The 16086-nt window shown below is 73.9% G+C and carries 13 protein-coding genes; 6 read left to right on the top strand and 7 right to left on the bottom strand.

Annotated features, from left to right (window positions below):
* Nucleotides 1–107 precede the first annotated feature (107 nt).
* The gene (locus ACFV6X_RS14775) at nt 108–521 is read right to left on the bottom strand and encodes a gamma-glutamylcyclotransferase family protein (protein ID WP_385382691.1); all 414 of its coding nucleotides are present in this window, start codon (nt 519–521) and stop codon (nt 108–110) included.
* 123 nt (nt 522–644) lie between these two features.
* Between ACFV6X_RS14775 and ACFV6X_RS14770 the strand changes: the two genes are divergently transcribed.
* From ACFV6X_RS14770 to ACFV6X_RS14760, 3 genes are all read left to right on the top strand, one after another.
* Nucleotides 645–2285, top strand: a complete 1641-nt coding sequence (locus ACFV6X_RS14770; RefSeq protein ID WP_385382688.1) for a M4 family metallopeptidase — start codon at nt 645–647, stop codon at nt 2283–2285.
* A 528-nt stretch (nt 2286–2813) separates the two neighbouring features.
* Nucleotides 2814–3335, top strand: a complete 522-nt coding sequence (locus tag ACFV6X_RS14765) for a hypothetical protein (protein ID WP_385382685.1) — start codon at nt 2814–2816, stop codon at nt 3333–3335.
* Nucleotides 3336–3449: 114 nt separating this feature from the next.
* Nucleotides 3450–4073, top strand: a complete 624-nt coding sequence (locus ACFV6X_RS14760) for a class F sortase (protein ID WP_385382707.1) — start codon at nt 3450–3452, stop codon at nt 4071–4073.
* Between the two features lie 141 nt (nt 4074–4214).
* On the opposite strand, the gene ACFV6X_RS14755 is transcribed toward ACFV6X_RS14760, so the two are convergent.
* The gene (locus ACFV6X_RS14755) at nt 4215–4997 is read right to left on the bottom strand and encodes a sulfite exporter TauE/SafE family protein (RefSeq protein WP_385382682.1); all 783 of its coding nucleotides are present in this window, start codon (nt 4995–4997) and stop codon (nt 4215–4217) included.
* Between the two features lie 138 nt (nt 4998–5135).
* Between ACFV6X_RS14755 and ACFV6X_RS14750 the strand changes: the two genes are divergently transcribed.
* The 3 genes from ACFV6X_RS14750 to nirD are packed head-to-tail and all read left to right on the top strand — an operon-like array spanning nt 5136 to nt 9322.
* A complete protein-coding gene (locus ACFV6X_RS14750; RefSeq protein WP_385382680.1) occupies nt 5136–6374 on the top strand; it encodes an NAD(P)/FAD-dependent oxidoreductase in 1239 nt (412 codons plus the stop codon).
* The gene (nirB, locus tag ACFV6X_RS14745) at nt 6375–8975 is read left to right on the top strand and encodes a nitrite reductase large subunit NirB (protein WP_385382677.1); all 2601 of its coding nucleotides are present in this window, start codon (nt 6375–6377) and stop codon (nt 8973–8975) included.
* Nucleotides 8972–9322, top strand: a complete 351-nt coding sequence (nirD, locus tag ACFV6X_RS14740; protein ID WP_385382674.1) for a nitrite reductase small subunit NirD — start codon at nt 8972–8974, stop codon at nt 9320–9322. The genes nirB and nirD overlap by 4 nt, the downstream gene beginning before the upstream one ends.
* Nucleotides 9323–9356: 34 nt before the next feature.
* Here nirD and ACFV6X_RS14735 read toward each other — a convergent pair whose 3' ends face one another.
* The 5 genes from ACFV6X_RS14735 to ACFV6X_RS14715 form a co-directional block, all read right to left on the bottom strand.
* Nucleotides 9357–11192 carry a GMC family oxidoreductase N-terminal domain-containing protein gene (locus ACFV6X_RS14735; protein ID WP_385382672.1) on the bottom strand — a complete coding sequence of 612 codons (1836 nt, stop codon included), beginning with the start codon at nt 11190–11192 and terminating at the stop codon, nt 9357–9359.
* A complete protein-coding gene (locus ACFV6X_RS14730) occupies nt 11189–12637 on the bottom strand; it encodes a hypothetical protein (protein ID WP_385382669.1) in 1449 nt (482 codons plus the stop codon). The genes ACFV6X_RS14735 and ACFV6X_RS14730 overlap by 4 nt, the downstream gene beginning before the upstream one ends.
* On the bottom strand, nt 12634–13320 hold the full coding sequence (locus ACFV6X_RS14725) for a FadR/GntR family transcriptional regulator (protein ID WP_385382666.1): 687 nt from the start codon (nt 13318–13320) through the stop codon (nt 12634–12636). The genes ACFV6X_RS14730 and ACFV6X_RS14725 overlap by 4 nt, the downstream gene beginning before the upstream one ends.
* A gap of 198 nt (nt 13321–13518) precedes the next feature.
* Nucleotides 13519–15438 (bottom strand): SulP family inorganic anion transporter, encoded by a 1920-nt coding sequence (locus ACFV6X_RS14720; protein WP_385382663.1) that lies wholly within the window; start codon nt 15436–15438, stop codon nt 13519–13521.
* On the bottom strand, nt 15435–16046 hold the full coding sequence (locus tag ACFV6X_RS14715; RefSeq protein WP_385382660.1) for a carbonic anhydrase: 612 nt from the start codon (nt 16044–16046) through the stop codon (nt 15435–15437). Before ACFV6X_RS14715 ends, ACFV6X_RS14720 begins: the two co-directional genes overlap by 4 nt.
* Nucleotides 16047–16086: the final 40 nt, after the last annotated feature.

Genomic DNA, 16086 nt, shown 5'->3' with positions numbered 1-16086 from the left:
GGTGCAGTCCTAGACAGCTCCACCACACCGGAGGTCTTCGCCGTTAAGCAACCCGAGCACCAAGCGTTAACAACGCTCGTGATCAATACACCTAGGCCTCGCCGGACTCACCCCCGCGCCCGCCAGTCCCCGCCCTCGACCGGCTCGCCCCGGGCCCGCAGCCGGGCGGCGACCGCGGGGGCGGCGACGTACACCCAGGCCCGCACCGTCGCGCCGTCGGTGTCCCGGACGACCTCGCGGGCGACGCGCTCGTAGAGGTTGCGGGCGTCTCCGGGGGCGTACTCCTCCAACCGGTCGAGCGCGGCCAGGAGTTCGCCGTAGGCGTCCGGCAGGGGCGTGATCAGTTCGCCGACCACCACCGAGCCGGGCTCCTCCACGGCGTACGGACAGCCCGGGCCGTCGTGGAGCACCGCGCCCGTGAGGCGGGCCGGTTCCTCGGTGTGCGTGCGGCCGCGCAGGAACGTGGCGTGGTGGGGCTCACCGGGGCGGAGGGTGCCGTAGACGAAGAACGGGAGGGTCACAGAAACGATTCTCACCCCTCACACACCCACACCGGACGCCTATGGACATGACAAGTCATGATCGCGTAAACCTCGGTGAACGTCTGCGCCGCCCCCCACTTCGGCGCCTTCCCGAGGAGACCGATGAGTCGAATACGGCACGCGCGAGCTTCCCGCCTCGCCGTCACCGCCGCCACCGCCGCACTGCTGGCCGCCGCCCTCTTCCCCACCACCGCGGGCGCGGCCGAGCGGCCCACCCGGGACCAGGCGGTCGAGAACGCGGCCGTGGCGCTCGCGCAGCAGGCCGGCGCCCTGGGCCTGACCGCCGCCCAGGGCACGCGGGTCCGGGACGTGATCGTCGACCAGGACGGCACCCAGCACGTCCGCTACGACCGCACCTACCAGCAACTGCCCGTCCTCGGAGGCGACTTCGTGGTGCACCTGGCGCCGGACGGCAGCTACCGCGGGGCGAGCCGGGCCACCCGGGGCACCCTGTCCCTGCCGTCCGTCACGCCCCTCCTCTCCGCCCCGAAGGCCGCCGACCACGCCGCCAACTCCCTGCGTGCCACGCGTCTCGGCGAGGCGCTGAAGCGGTTGACGGCCAAGCCGGAGCTGGTCGTCGACGCCCTGCACGGCACCCCGAAGCTGGCGTGGCGGACCAACGCGGTGGCGCTGGACGGGCGGGGCAACCCGGTCGCCCGCACGGTGCTGACGGACGCCCGCAGCGGCGCGCAGATCGATGCCTGGGACACCCTGGAGTCGGCGTCGGGCGAGGGGCGTTCGCTGTACGGCGGGACGGTGCCGCTGGAGACGACGGCCACGGGATCGTCGTACCAGCTGACGGACCCGACGCGGGGCGGCACGTACACCGGTGACGCCGCGAACCGGTCCGACCTGTGTCTCCTCGGCACCATCTGTGTCGTGCGCGCGCCCTCGACCGTCTTCACCGACGCCGACAACCAGTGGGGCGACGGCACGACGACGGACCGGGTCTCGGCGGCGGTGGACGCCCAGTACGGGACCGACACCACCTGGGACTACTTCCACGACGTCCACGGGCGCAACGGCATCGCGGGCGACGGCAAGGGCTCGTACAACCGGGTGCACTACGGCACCCGCTACGCCAACGCCTTCTGGGACGACACCTGCTTCTGCATGACGTACGGCGACGGTGACGGCACGAACATGGGGCCGCTGGTGTCCCTCGACATCACCGGCCACGAGATGGCGCACGGCGTGACCTCCAAGACGGCCGCGCTGACGTACTCCGGCGAGTCCGGCGGGCTGAACGAGTCCACCTCCGACATCTTCGGCACGCTGGTCGAGTTCCACGCGGGCAACGGGTCCGACAAGGGTGACTGGCTGATCGGCGAGAAGGTCGTGCGCGAGGGCTTCGGGCGGGAGGCGCTGCGCCACATGGACCGCCCCTCGCGCGACGGCCTCTCGGCCGACTGCTGGACCGCCACCGCCGGCAGCCTCGACGTCCACTACTCCTCCGGCATCGGCAACCACTTCGCGTATCTGCTGGCGGAGGGCAGCGGCGCCAAGGCGATCAACGGCGCGGCCCACGACTCCGACACCTGCGACGGCTCGACGGTCAAGGGCGTCGGCCGGGCCAAGCTGGGCGCGATCTGGTACCGGGCGCTCACGGTGTACATGACCTCGTCGACGGACTACGCGGGGGCGCGGACGGCGACCCTGAAGGCGGCGGGGGATCTGTACGGGGCGGACAGCGCCGAGTACGCGGCCGTGGGGGCGGCCTGGAGCGCGGTGAACGTGGGCTGAGCAGCGCCACCGCGGTGAGGCCGGTCGTATCCCGAGTCGTCCCCGACTCGTCCTCGAGGCGGCCGGCCTCGCTGTTTCGCCCACCGTGGGCGCCGATCGCGCCCTCTTGGACGCTCAACCCCATGAAGCTCCTCCGCCGGGAACTGCTGGTCGCGCGGAAGAGCCCGGTCAGGGCACCGGCCCGGCGCCTGAAGCCCTGAGCCGGCGCGGGCCCCGTACCTCGGCCAAGGCCGAGGTCAAGCTCCCCAGGGCGTGTCTCCGGGGCCTGGTCACCCGTTCATCCTCCTGCCTGCGCCCTTCGGATTCTTTTCCCCACGGTGCCGGCCCAAAGACCGTGACCTGCTGAAACGGGGTCGAACACGCGGGCCGCAGGCACCCCGGGGCACCCGTTCACCGTGAATCTGACGGGCCCTCAGCAGGCGGGCTCGTCGTCCTGCGCTTTACCTCGGAAGTGCAGGGGTGCGACCGACGGCGGCACATGGGGGTGCCGCGGGCCGTGGCCCGCCGGAGAGCTCGTGAGGAGCATCGATGCGACGCACCGCCCGTCTGCTGATCGGTACGGCACTCGCCGTCGCCACCGCGGGGTCGCTCGACGCGCCCGTGTACGGCGCGGACGGCGGACACCTGGAGATCTTCCCGTCCACCGCGGTGCCCGGCGGCGACGTCACCGTGAACACCACGGCCTGCGGGAAGGACGGCACGGCGGAGGGCGACGCCAGCGCGGTGGGGGCCGGGCGCTTCACGCTGGCGCCCAGTACGCACGAGGGCGACGCGATCGGGCAGTTCCGGGTGCCGCCGAGCGCGCAGCCGGGGACGTACGAGATCGTCGCCAAGTGCCCCGGGGGCGGCCCGGAGGTCCGCGGCGACCTGGTGGTCGTCATGGAATCGGCGCGGGGTTATGTGCACCCCAGAGGAATTGTGAAGACGGGGGTCGGCGGCGCTCTGGGCTCCGACCCCGTGCAGACCGCGGCCGGCGTGGCGGCTCTCGCCGTCGCCGGCGCGGGCGGTACCTGGCTCCTGCATCGCCGGGCGAGAGGCGACGGGATCTGACGGACACCCTCCGCTGTCCGTCCGCCGGTACCGCAAGTCCCCACCCCCTCCGGGTCCGACGCCCCTCGCGGCCCGGAGGGGGAACGGGTGGAACAGTCGAGCTGGGAGGCCGACATGGGCAGGTACGGCAACACCGGCGACGTCGCGATAGCCGGCGTCACCGTCTTCGCCCTGTGCGCCGGCGCGTGGCTGCTCACCGGGCGTGACGCACCCCCGCCGCAGCCGTCGGCCGCCGAGGCGCAGATCGGCCCGGCCCTGCGGCAGTCCGCGGCGCCGGGGCTGCCGCCGTCCCCGCCGGACCGCATCCGCATCCCCGAGATCCGCGTGAACGCGCCCGTGATGGGCCTCGGCCTGACCCGCGCCGGCAGCCTCGACGTGCCGCCCGCCGCGCACAAGAACCTCGCCGGCTGGTACGAGGCCGGCACCACGCCCGGAGAGACCGGCACCGCCATCGTCGCCGGGCACGTCGACAACTCCGAGGGACCCGCCGTCTTCTACCGCCTCGGCGCCCTCAAGCGCGGCAGCGCCATCGAGGTGGACCGCAGGGACGGCAGCGTGGCCCGGTTCCAGGTGGACGCGATCGAGGTGTACGACGCCAAGAACTTCCCCGACGAGAAGGTGTACGGCGCGGCGGCCCGGCCCGAGCTGCGGGTGATCACCTGCGGCGGCGGCTACTCACGCAGCACCGGCTACCAGGGCAACGTCGTGGTGTTCGCCCATCTCACGGGGAGCGCGTGACTCCTCCCGTGGCCCCGGCGAGCTCGTTGGCCTTCCCCCATGCGCCGAGCGGCGCAAGCGCCTCGTTCAGCGCCTCGCCACGCGAGGTCAGCGAGTACTCACCACCGGGGTGATCGAGCTGCTCGTCGCCGGGAACGCCGGCTAGGCCACCCACTGGTCGTAGGCCAGGTTCGCCACCAGCGCGAACACCACCGTGAGGAGCACGACCCGGACGAATCCGCTGCCCTTCTTCAGCGCGGTGCGGGCGCCCAGGGTGCCGCCCGCGAGGTTGAACACGGCCATCACCGCCGCCAGCTGCCACAGCACGGTGCCCTGCCAGGCGAAGGTCGCGAGGGCGCCGGCGTTGGTGCAGCAGTTGACGATCTTCGCGGTGGCGGAGGCGGTGACCAGGTCGAGGTGGAGCACCGCGGTCAGGGCGAGAACCAGGAACGTGCCGGTGCCGGGGCCGATCAGGCCGTCGTAGAAGCCGATGCCCAGGCCCGCGAGGCCGATCGCGGCGAGGACGCGGCGCCGGGTGACCGGGCCCGGCGCCGGGGCCGTGCCGAAGGCGGGCCTCAGGATCACGAAGGTCGCCACGGCGAGCAGCACCACCATGATCAGCGGCTTGAGCACCTCCGTGCTCATCCCGGCCGCGAAGAAGGCGCCGCCCGAGGAGCCCGCGAGGGCGGCGAGGCCGATACGGATCGCCGTGCGGACGTCCACGGGTGCCTTGCGGGCGTACGTCACGGCGGCGCCGGTCGTGCCGACGATGGCGACGGCCTTGTTGGTGCCGAGCGCGTACGCGGCCGGGGTGCCGGCGGGAAGCCCCAGCAGCAGGACGGGCAGGAGCAGCAGGCCTCCCCCGCCGACCACGGCGTCGATCCAGCCGGCCGCGAGGGCGGCGAGGCACAGGGCGGCGACCATGGCCAGGGGTATGTCGGGCATGATCGCGACCCTATCCCGGGCCCCCCGCCCCACCGGTGGAGCCCTCACACCCACCCCCCGCCCCCGCTGAGGGCAGCGTTCCCGGTGGGAAACAGACGTGATGCCGCCGGGTAACACCCGCCCCGCACGCTGCGATGCATGACCTCGAATACGCGTGTGGTGGTGATCGGCTCCGGCCTCGCGGGCGTACGGCTCGCCCGGCGGCTCGGTGAGCTGGGCGCGCCCGCGCTGCTCGTCGGCGAGGAGGAGCACCGCCCGTACAACCGGGTCCTGCTCGCCGAGGTGCTGGCCGGCCGGTACGAGCCGGACGTGATCGCCCTGCCGGGCCTCACCGCCCCGGCGGAGCCGCTCCGCGCGAGGGTGACCGGCATCGACCGTGAGGCGCGGACCGTGCGCTGCGCGGACGGCTCGGTGATCCCCTACGGCACGCTGGTCCTGGCCACCGGCTCCAACCCGGTGCTGCCGCCCCTGCGCGGCCTGTTCACCCCTGGCGGCCACGAGCTGCCGGAGGGCGTCCACGCGTTCCGCACCATGGACGACTGCCTGGGGCTGTCCAAGGCGGTCCGGCCCTCCGCGCGCGCCGTCGTCATCGGCGGCGGGCTCCTCGGGGTCTCCGCCGCCCGTGCGCTCGCCGTGCGCGGGGCCCAGGTCGTGCTCGCCCAGCAGTCCGAGCGGCTCATGGAGCGTCAGCTCGACCCGGCCGCCTCCCGGCTGGTCGGGCGCCATCTGAAGGACCTCGGCGTCGAGGTGCACACCGAGTGCCGGGTGCGGGGCGTGCGGGTCGTCGCCGGTGCGGTCCGCTCGGTCGAGCTGGCCGACGGCTACGCCCTCGACGCCGACCTCGTGGTCATGGCCTGCGGCGTCCGCCCCCGCGTGGGGCTCGCCCGGGCGGCCGGGCTCGCGGTCGGCGAGGGCGTCCTCGTCGACGACGAGCTGCGCACCTCCGACCCGCACATCCACGCGATCGGCGACTGCGCCCAGCACGACGGCACCCTGTACGGCCTCGCGACCCCCGCGCTCGACCAGGCCGACATCCTCGCCGGGCTGCTGACCGGCAGCTCCACCGCCCGCTACAGCGGCACCCGCGCCCTGACGCGCCTCACCCTCGCCGGCCGGGACCCCGCCGGCCTCGCCCCCTTCGACCTGGCCGCGTTCGGGGAGACGCACCCCCGCCCGGGGGACGACGTCGTGCAGCTCGCCGACGCCACCCGGGGCACCTACCGGAAGGTCGTCGTCCGCGACGACCGGCTGGTCGGCGGGGTCCTGGTCGGCGAGCTCGGCACCGTCGGCGCCCTCGCCCGCGCCTGGGAGGGGGCGGAGCCGCTCCCCGGCGACGGCCCCCTGCTCCACCTGCTCACCCACGACGGAGGCTCCTGAATGTCCGCAGACACCCCCACGATCGTGCTCGTCGGCCATGGCATGGTCGGCCAGCGCTTCCTCGAAGCGCTCGCCGAGCGCGGCCTGACCAGCACGCACCGCGTGGTCGTGCTCTGTGAGGAGCCGCGTCCCGCCTACGACCGCGTCCAGCTGACCTCGTACTTCTCGGGCCGGACCCCCGAGGACCTCTCCCTGACCGACGGGGAGTTCCTCGACAAGCACGGCATCGACCTGCGCCTCGGTGACCCGGCGGAGACGATCGACCGCGCGGCCCGCACGGTCACGGCGCGCTCGGGAGAGGTCTTCGCGTACGACGTCCTGGTCCTCGCCACCGGCTCCTACCCCTTCGTCCCGCCGGTCCCCGGCAAGGACGCGGCCGGCTGTTTCGTGTACCGCACGATCGAGGACCTCCTCGCCATCGAGGCGTACGCCAAGGGCGGGGCCCGGGTCGGCGCGGTGGTCGGCGGCGGGCTGCTCGGTCTTGAGGCCGCGGGTGCCCTCCAGGGCCTCGGACTGTCCACCCACATCGTGGAGTTCGCCCCCCGGCTGATGCCGGTGCAGGTCGACGAGGGCGGCGGCGCGGCGCTGCTGCGCACCATCGAGGGCATGGGCCTGACGGTCCACACCGGCACGGGGACGCAGGAGATCGTCACGGACGCCGGGGGTGCCGTCACCGGCATGCGGCTCTCCGACGGCAGCGAACTCGCCGTCGACATGGTGGTGTTCAGCGCCGGCGTCCGGCCCCGCGACCAGCTGGCGCGCGACTGCGCTCTGGCGGTCGGTGAGCGCGGCGGCATCACCGTCGACGAGCGGTGCCGCACGGTGACCGACCCGCACGTGTTCGCGATCGGCGAGTGCGCGCAGGCGGTGGACGGCCGGGTGTACGGCCTGGTCGCCCCCGGCTACGAGCAGGCCGCGACGGCGGCGGCGACGATCGCGGCCGACGAGGCCTCCTTCGTCGGCGCCGACCTCTCCACCAAGCTCAAGCTGCTCGGCGTGGACGTGGCCTCCTTCGGCGACGCGCACGGCACCGCCGGCGACTGCCTCGACGTCGTCTACTCCGACTCCCGCAGCGGCCTGTACAAGAAGCTCGTCATCGGCCGCGACGGCACGCTGCTCGGCGGCGTCCTGGTGGGCGACGCGGAGGCGTACGGCACCCTGCGAGCCCTCACCGGCTCGGTCCCGCCCGTCGCCCCCGAGTCCCTGGTCCTGCCGGCCGGTTCCGGCGGCGGCGCCCAGCTCGGACCGTCCGCGCTCCCCGACGACGCGGTGATCTGCTCCTGCCACAACGTCACCAAGGGCACCGTCCGGGGCGCGGTGACGGACCACCGGTGCGTGACCGTTCCCGAGGTCAAGAAGTGCACCAAGGCCGGGACGGGCTGCGGCAGTTGCGTCAAGGTGCTCGGCCAGCTGGTCACCGCCGAGCTGGAGGCGAGCGGCGTCGAGGTCGACAAGGGCCTGTGCGGCTGCTTCGGGCAGACCCGCGAGGAGCTGTACGAGATCGTGCTCGCGCTGCGCGTCACGTCGTACCAGGACCTCCTGGACCGCTACGGCCGCAAGGACGCCCGGGGTGGCGACGGCTGCGAGGTCTGCAAGCCGGCGGTCGCCTCGATCATCGCCTCGCTCGCCCCGGCGATCGGCGCGAGCGGCCATGTCCTGGAGGGCGAGCAGGCGGCCCTTCAGGACACCAACGACCACTTCCTCGCCAACCTCCAGAAGAACGGCTCGTACTCCGTCGTCCCCCGGATCCCCGGCGGTGAGATCACCCCGGAGAAGCTGATCGTCATCGGCGAGATCGCCCGCGACTTCGGCCTCTACACGAAGATCACCGGAGGCCAGCGCATCGACATGTTCGGCGCGCGCGTCGAGCAGCTGCCGCTGATCTGGACCCGCCTGGTGGACGCGGGCTTCGAGTCGGGCCACGCGTACGGAAAGTCCCTGCGCACCGTGAAGTCCTGTGTGGGGCGGACCTGGTGCCGGTACGGCGTCCAGGACTCGGTCAGGATGGCGATCGACCTGGAACTGCGCTACCGGGGCCTGCGCTCCCCGCACAAGCTCAAGTCGGCGGTCTCCGGCTGCGCCCGGGAGTGCGCGGAGGCCCAGTCGAAGGACTTCGGCGTGATCGCCACGTCGAACGGCTGGAACCTCTACGTCGGCGGCAACGGCGGGGCGACTCCCCGCCACGCGGACCTGCTGGCGCAGGACCTGTCGGACGCCGAGCTGATCCGCCTGATCGACCGCTTCCTGATGTTCTACATCCGCACGGCGGACCGCCTGGAGCGCACGTCGACATGGCTGGAGCGCGTCCCCGGCGGCCTGGAGCACGTGCGCGAGGTGGTGGTCGAGGACTCCCTCGGCATCTGCGACGAACTGGAGCGGCTGATGGCGGCGCACGTCGCGCACTACCGCGACGAGTGGGCGCAGACCATCGGCGACCCGGAGAAGCTGGCCCGTTTCGTCTCCTTCGTGAACGCGCCCGACACCCCCGACCCGGTCGTCGCCTTCGTCCCCGAACGCGACCAGATCAAGCCCGACCTGCCGCTGCTGTCGATCGGCCTGCCCCGAGCGGCAGACGTCCTGGAAGGAAGCGCCCAGCGATGACCCTGGCACCCGAGACGACCGACCTCGTGATCGAACTCCGACTGGCCGACGGCTGGTTCACGGTCTGCGACCTGCACCGGCTCCTGCCCGGCCGGGGAGTGGCGGCGCTGCTGCCGGACGGCGACCAGGTCGCCGTCTTCCGCGACCGTGCGGGCGGCCTGTACGCCATCGGCAACCGCGACCCGTTCACCGGCGCGGCGGTCCTGTCCCGGGGCCTGACCGGCACCCACCAGGGCCGCCCGTTCGTCGCCTCCCCGCTGCTCAAGCAGCGTTTCGACCTGCTGTCCGGGCAGTGCCTGGACGACGAGACGGTACGGGTTCGGACGTACGAGGTACGGGCGGCCTGAACGGGAGGGGACGGCTCCCCTCCCGTGATCCGGCTCACCGCTCCAGCCAGGCCCCGGTGACCGCCAGTGCCGCGGCCATGATGCTCAGCTGCGGGTTCACCTCGGGGCAGCTCGGCAGCAGGGACGCGTCGGCGATCAGCACGCCGTCCACGCCCCGGAGCCGCCCCACCGGGTCGGCCGGGGCACGCTCCGCGTCGGCGCCCGCGGCCACCGTGCCGGTGGGGTGGTAGGCCGACAGATGCAGTCGGCGCGCGCTCACCCCGGCGAGGACGGCGTCCAGATCGGCGAGGGTGCGGGCGCGGGGAGCGGTGGGGATGCCGGTGAGGACCTCCTCGGCGCCCGCGGCGAACAGCAGCTCGCCCATGGCGCGCACGGCCCGCATCAGCCGACCCGCGTCCCGTGGGTCCAGGTCGTAGCGGAGCAGCGTGCGCTCGCGGCCCAGGACCCGGCCGGAAGGGCGGTCGGCGATCATCGCGCCGAGCGTGGCGAGCTGCCCCGCGTCGGCCAGCTCGCGCCGCAACTGCCCGCCCAGGCCCGGCAGGACGAAGGAACCCATGCCCGGCGGCGTGGCCGTGGCCTCGATCAGGATCCCGTCGTCGTGGTGCTCCTCGACTCCGGCGCTCTGCAGTACGCCCTCCCAGGCAATGACCGGTTCGGCGAACCGCCCGGCGACGCTTGTGGCCGGATGGACGCTGAGGTTGCGGCCGAGCCGCGGATGGCCGCCGAGGCCGGAGCGCCGCAGCAACGGCGGCGACTGGAGGGCGCCCGCGCCCACGACCACGAGCGGTGCCAGGATCTCGAACTCCCCCCCGCCGTCCCGTCCTACGCGCACGCCCGCCGCGCGCGGCCCGCCGGGCCGGTCGCCGTCCACGAGGATCCGGCGTACCCGTGCGCCGGTCACGACGCGTGCCCCGGCGGCACAGGCGTCGGGCAGGACGGAGAGCTGGACGCTCTGCTTGGCACCGGTCGGGCAGCCCACCACGCACTGGCAGGACCCCTTGCAGCCGGGCGCGTTGCGCCGCAGCGGCGCGGCCCGCCAGCCGAGCTTCTGCGCGCCGGCCAGCGCGAGCCGCCCGTTGGTGCCGAGCACGTCGAGGGGCTGACGGCCGACGCGCAGGGTGCGCTCGGCCTCGTCGAGGCAGGGCCCGAGACGTTCGGCGAGCGCGAAGCCGAAGTCGCGGGTCCAGCGGATCAGTACGTGGCCCGGGGTGCGGTAGCAGGTGCCGGAGTTGACCACGGTGGTCCCGCCGACCGCCCGGCCGACGGGCAGCAGCAGCGGCGGGTCGCCGAGGGCGACGGTGGCACCTCCGTCGCGGTAGAGCTCGGCGAACCGGTCCAGCGGGGCACGCCTGCCGAACGAGGCGGTGGAATGGTGGTGTCCCTCCTCCAGTACGACGACGGCGAGCCCGGCGCGGGCCAGGGTGCGGGCCGCCACGGCGCCGCCCGCGCCGGAGCCGATGACGACGGCGTCGGCGGTGGAGCGGGCGGGCCAGGCGCCGGCGGGCGTGCAGTCGAGCGGTGGATCGGCGGGCGCCGGCGCGGTGGGCCTCGCCCCGTCCTGGAGCAGGCGCTCGGTACCGGCCGCCAGCAGGACGGGCACCTTGAGCACGTCGAGGAGCGGGAGCAGCGCACGGTGCGCGCCCAGGCCGGCGAGCACCGCCTCCCGCTCGCCGGGGGTGAGGCCGGCCAGGGAGCGCCCCGTGCGGGCCAGGGCGTAGGCGTCGACGGCGAGCGCGGCGGCCCGTACGCCGCAGCGGGCGGGAAGCGGCATCGAGTCGAGAACGCGGTCGAGGCGGGCGGGCACACGGGCGGACCAGGGGTCGGTGCCGTCGTCGGCGAGCAGCGCGGCGACGAATCCGGTGAGGCTCATCGGGTGCCCACTTCCGCGTGGGCCGTGCCGTCCAGGTGCCACTCGGCCTCGGTGCGCCAGCCGCCCGGCCACCACCGGCGCTCCAGCAGGACGTGGGCGTCGGCGCGTTCGCTGTTGCGGCAGAGGGCGGGGGCGCCGTCCGGGTCGGTGTAGTCGAGCGCGAGGGTGCGGTCCGCGGGCTGGGTGACCTCGACCCGGATACGGCGGAGCCCGGCGCGGCCGGTCACGGTCCAGGTGGGCAGGCCCACTTCGGCGCGGAACCGGCCGAGGCCCGCCCAGCCGATCGCGCCGCGCTCCGGACGACGCGGCCAGGTGCCGCCGTCGCGCCGCAGCCGCAGGAACACCAGCGGGGGCAGCCGGCGCAGCACGGGCCGCATGGACACGGCGGCGACGACCTCCAGGACGTCGCCCCCGCCGAGGTCGGCGTGCAGCCAGGCCCAGCGGCGGGCGTTGCCGTGGCCGTAGATGCGGGCCGAGCCGCCGGGGGCGCCGTCGAGGGTCAGGGTGGTGCCGTCGAAGGTGAAGGTGCCGTCGTAGGCGGCGCGCGCGGCGGGCAGGATCTGGGCGGCGGGGAGCAGGGGGCGGCGCCAGGACCAGCGCGGGAAGGTGAACAGCGGTGCGCCGGTGGCTCGTTCGCAGAGGTCCCAGCGGAACGTGTCCGCCGATCCGGTCAGCCGTCCGGGGGTGGCCGACACGCCCGCCGCCGTGAACCCGTCGCCGGGCCGGTCCCACGGGGCCGGGCCGAAGCGGGCGTGCCGCACGGGTCCGTGCGCGGGGAAGGCCGCGGCCCAGCCGTGGGCGTAGGGCGGGGAACCGTCGGCGGGTGCGGTGAGTTCGTGGTGCAGCCACAGTCCGGTGCCGGTGGCCGGATCGGTCAGGGTGGTGTACCAGACCTCGGTGCGCCCCGGCTCCCCCTTCCAGCGGGGCGAGATGAGCGCGTCCGTGGCCTCGCGGCGGGGGAAGCGGAAGCTCGCGAGGAACGGCGCCAGGCCGGTCGTGAGGGGAAAGCGCAGCGTGCCGGTGCCGACTCGGGTCCCGTTCTCGTACAGGGTGAACGGCAGCACGGTCATCGACGTGAGCGGGCGGCGCGGGGTCACCGACTTCCAGCCGTCGAGGGTGAGGTCGCGGCCGTCGGCGGTGAAGCTCAGGCGGTAGCGGATCCGGCGCCTGGCGAGCGGGGAGATCTCCAACTCGCCCCGGGCCCGCGGGTCGTCGGACAGGCGCGCGATCCGTATGCGTCCGGTTGCCCGTGCCGGGGTCGTCGCGAGGGGGCGCAGCACCCGGTCCGCCGCCACCCGCAGGTCGAGGCGGATCCGGCGGGTGCGGTCCTCGCCGTCGAACCGGACCGTGCCGAGCATCGTCTCGCGGAACGTCGTGCCGCGCGTCCCCGGTGTCCGGTGCGCACCGGTGCCGGTTCCGGCGCGGGCGTTCGGGCCGGCCGTCACGCGAGTTCCTCCAGCATGATCCGCTCGGTCGCGGTCAGATACGCCTCGGCCGCCTGCCGTGCGCCGGCCTCGTCACCGGCCACCACGGCGTCCACCACCGGCTCGAGTCGCGCGTGGGCGGCCTCGGCGTCGGTGAAGGGCCCGACCAGGACGGCCCGGACCGGCAGGTAGGCGTTGAAGAGGGTGTTGGTCAGCAGGACGTAGACCCGGTTGCCGGTGGCGCGGGCCAGGGCCCGGTGCACCTCGACGTCCGCGAGCTGCACGGCCTCGCCGCCGTCGGCGTCGCGCACGGCGTCGAGCAGGGCGCGCAGTCGGGCGCGGTCCTGCGCGGTGGCCCGGGTGGCGGCCTGCCCGGCGATCAACTGGCCGATGGATCGGCGCACTTCGAAGATCTCACCGATCCAGTCCGGGCTGTGCCGCACCAGCATGGGCAGCAGATCGGCACCGCCGAGGCGCGCGAAGTCCCGTACCCGGGTGCCCACGCCGTGCTTGGTCTCCAGCAGGCCCGCCTGGACGAGACGGCCGAAGGCGTGCTTGAGGGTGGTGCGGTTGACGCCGTACCCGTCGGCGAGCCGGCGTTCCGGTGGCAGATAGCTGCCGACGGGGTGCCGCCCGGCGAGGATGTCCTCGCGCAACCGCCCTTCCAGGACGTCGACGACCGTGTCGCGGGGCAGTGCCTCCATGCGGTTCCTCCGTGGTGCGCCTCGGTGACCCGGTGACTCAGTGGATGAGCCACCCAACCAACGCGGCCACGGGAAGTCAATGGTGCGTGCGCACCGGCCACTTGGGGACGGGCTCGCGAGCGGACCCATCGGCGGCGAGCAGGTGGTGGCCGGCCGCGCCCGCCGCGCCGGGGGGAGGCGCGCGGCGGGCGCACCGCCTCAGCCCACCCGGTCGCCCGCCTCGGGGAGAGCGCTCGTGTCCAGGTAGAACCATTCGGCCGTGGGCCCGGGCACGAACTCCACGCCGTGCCGCGCCACCAGCCCGTCCCGCGTATCCATCGATCCGGCCCACATCTCCATCGACCCGGCCCGCGTCTCCATCACCCCGGCCCCCGCGCTCAACGGCCCCTGCGCGTCCTCCGCCCCGGACGCACCACCCGCACCCACCGGTTCCGGCACACCGGACGCCCTGCGAACGCCCGCACCCGCGACGCCCGCCCCGGCACCACCCGCGCCCGACGAACCCCGCACACCGGACGCCCCCGCACCACCCGCGTCCGGCACCTTCGTGCCCGACGCCGTCAGGTCCGGCATCAGCAGCTCCACCCGCAGTCCGGCGCCCCGCTGCTGTGCCACGAACTCGTCGATCTGGGTGCGGCAGGCGTGGTCGAGGTGGGTGACCCCGAGCAGGTCGAGCCGGATGCGCGGTTTCCCCGCGGCGGCGGCCCGCTCCAGCGCCTCGATCAGACGCGGCAGCCGCAGGAACGTGGCGTTGCCCGCCATGACGACCCTGGCGGTGTCGTCCTCGATGTGCTGGCGCACGACCGCCTGGGACATCCGCAGCGCGGCGAGCACCACCCCGGCCGCGAGGCCGATGAGGACGCCCTCCAGCAGCGCGGTGGCAGTGATGACGAGGGTGGTGAGCGCCATGACGGCGAACTCGCCCCGGTCCTGCCGCCACATCTTCGGGAACTCCTGCGGCGCGAACAGCTTCCACCCGCTGTGCACCAGCACCCCGGCGAGCACCGAGATCGGGATCAGCGCGAGGACCTGCGGCAGCAGCAGCGCGAAGGCCAGCAGCCACAGGCCGTGCAGGGTGCGGGAAATGCGGGTCTTCGCCCCCGCCTGGACGTTCGCCGAGCTGCGGGCGACGACCGCCGTGACGGGCAGCGCCCCGAGGAGGCCGGCCAGCGTGTTGCCCGCGCCCTGGGCGACGAGCTCGGTGTTGTAGCGGGTGCGCGGGCCGCTGTGCATCCGGTCCACGGCCGCCGCGGTGAACAGGCTCTCCGCCGAGGCGATCACCGTGAACGTCAGGATCGCGGTGATGATCCCGGCGTCGGCGAGACCCGCGAACTGCTCGGGTCCCGGCACGTCGACGGAGTCCGCGAGGTCCCCGACCTGGAGCGTCCTGACGTCGACGCCCGGCAGCGCCGCGACCGCGATGCCGACGCCCACGGCGACGAGCGCGGCGGGGATCCTGCGCACCGGGCCCGGCACCTTCTTCCAGACGAAGCTCAGCACGATGGTGGCGACCCCGAGGCCCGCCGCGACGATCGCCTGGGGGTCGGCCGCGACGCCGGCCAGCAGCCCGGGGACGCCGGCGATGTTCTCGATCGGGGTGCCGGGGGCCTTTGCGTCGGACATCGGGTACAGCTGACTGAACATCAGTGGCAGCCCGATGCCGGCGAGCATGCCCTGGACGACGGCGAGGGAGATCGCCTGGAACATCCGGCCGAGCTTCACCAGCCCCAGCACGATCTGCAGGACGCCGGAGAAGAGGACGATCACGCCGAGCATGGCCAGGCCGTGTTCGAGCACGGTCTCCGCGACCAGGGCGGCGAGTCCTGCGGCCGGTCCGCTGACCTGGAGGGTGCTGCCCCGAACCACCCCGACCACCAGACCGCCCACGACCCCGGAGATGATCCCCAGTTCGGCCGGGACGCCCGAGGCGACGGCGACGCCGATGCACAGCGGCAGGGCGACCAGGAACACGACGAGCGATGCGGTGATCTCGGTGCCGAGATCGGGCCTGCCGGCCTTACAGGAGTTGCCGGGCTTACCCGAGTCACCGGCCCTGCCGGCCCGACCCGATCGCGCCGTGCGGGATCCCGTCGTACGCCGCGCGTGCGCCCCGCTCATGACCCGTGCACCCGGAACCGGCCGTCCTCGTCCAGCTCGTGGACCGCGCCGGTGCCGATCTCGTAGTACCAGCCGTGCAGCCGCAGCCGCTTCTCCCCGGTCAGCCGGACGACGGCAGGATAGCCGCCCAGGACGTCGAGCTGGTTGCGGACGTTGAGCTGGACGACCTCGCGCAGCGCCGGATCGTCGGTGCGCGCACCGGACAGCACCGGCTGCAGCCCCGGCCGCGCATGGTCGAGCCACGCGTCCACCCGCGGCAGCCCGGACAGGTCGGCGCCATGTGTGATCGCGCCCATGGCCCCGCAGTGGGAATGGCCACACACCACCACGTCCTGAACGCCGAGGACTTCGAGCGCGTACTCGATGGTGGCCGCCTCGCCGGAGGCCGCCGTGTGCCCGTCGTGCGGCGGCACGATGTTGCCCGCATTTCGCAGCTCGAATATCTCTCCCGGCCGCGCTCCGGTGATCAGCGCGGGAATCACCCGCGAGTCCGAGCAGGTAATGAACAGGGCGTCGGGAAATTGCCCGACGACCAGTTTCCGGTATTCGTCGCTCTCGAAGTCGACCCGTCGTTTGAACGACCGCGCACGGTCCAGCAACGCCTTCATAACGCCTCCTGGCATGGGTTCCGACCTGGCGTTGCGACCG

Origin of the sequence: Streptomyces sp. NPDC059861 (genome assembly GCF_042731435.1) — a bacterium.
Taxonomy (GTDB): Bacteria; Actinomycetota; Actinomycetes; order Streptomycetales; family Streptomycetaceae; genus Streptomyces.
The sequence above is the reverse complement of the archived record's forward strand: the minus strand, read 5'-3'. Positions and strand labels throughout refer to the sequence as shown.

Coding starts and splice junctions, on each gene's coding strand:
- ACFV6X_RS14770 (WP_385382688.1), top strand. CDS start 645: ATGAGTCGAATACGGCACGCGCGAGCTTCCCGCCTCGCCGTCACCGCC.
- nirB (WP_385382677.1), top strand. CDS start 6,375: ATGTCCGCAGACACCCCCACGATCGTGCTCGTCGGCCATGGCATGGTC.
- ACFV6X_RS14760 (WP_385382707.1), top strand. CDS start 3,450: ATGGGCAGGTACGGCAACACCGGCGACGTCGCGATAGCCGGCGTCACC.
- ACFV6X_RS14735 (WP_385382672.1), bottom strand. CDS start 11,192: ATGAGCCTCACCGGATTCGTCGCCGCGCTGCTCGCCGACGACGGCACC.
- ACFV6X_RS14750 (WP_385382680.1), top strand. CDS start 5,136: ATGACCTCGAATACGCGTGTGGTGGTGATCGGCTCCGGCCTCGCGGGC.
- nirD (WP_385382674.1), top strand. CDS start 8,972: ATGACCCTGGCACCCGAGACGACCGACCTCGTGATCGAACTCCGACTG.
- ACFV6X_RS14755 (WP_385382682.1), bottom strand. CDS start 4,997: ATGCCCGACATACCCCTGGCCATGGTCGCCGCCCTGTGCCTCGCCGCC.
- ACFV6X_RS14715 (WP_385382660.1), bottom strand. CDS start 16,046: ATGAAGGCGTTGCTGGACCGTGCGCGGTCGTTCAAACGACGGGTCGAC.
- ACFV6X_RS14720 (WP_385382663.1), bottom strand. CDS start 15,438: ATGAGCGGGGCGCACGCGCGGCGTACGACGGGATCCCGCACGGCGCGA.
- ACFV6X_RS14725 (WP_385382666.1), bottom strand. CDS start 13,320: ATGGAGGCACTGCCCCGCGACACGGTCGTCGACGTCCTGGAAGGGCGG.
- ACFV6X_RS14765 (WP_385382685.1), top strand. CDS start 2,814: ATGCGACGCACCGCCCGTCTGCTGATCGGTACGGCACTCGCCGTCGCC.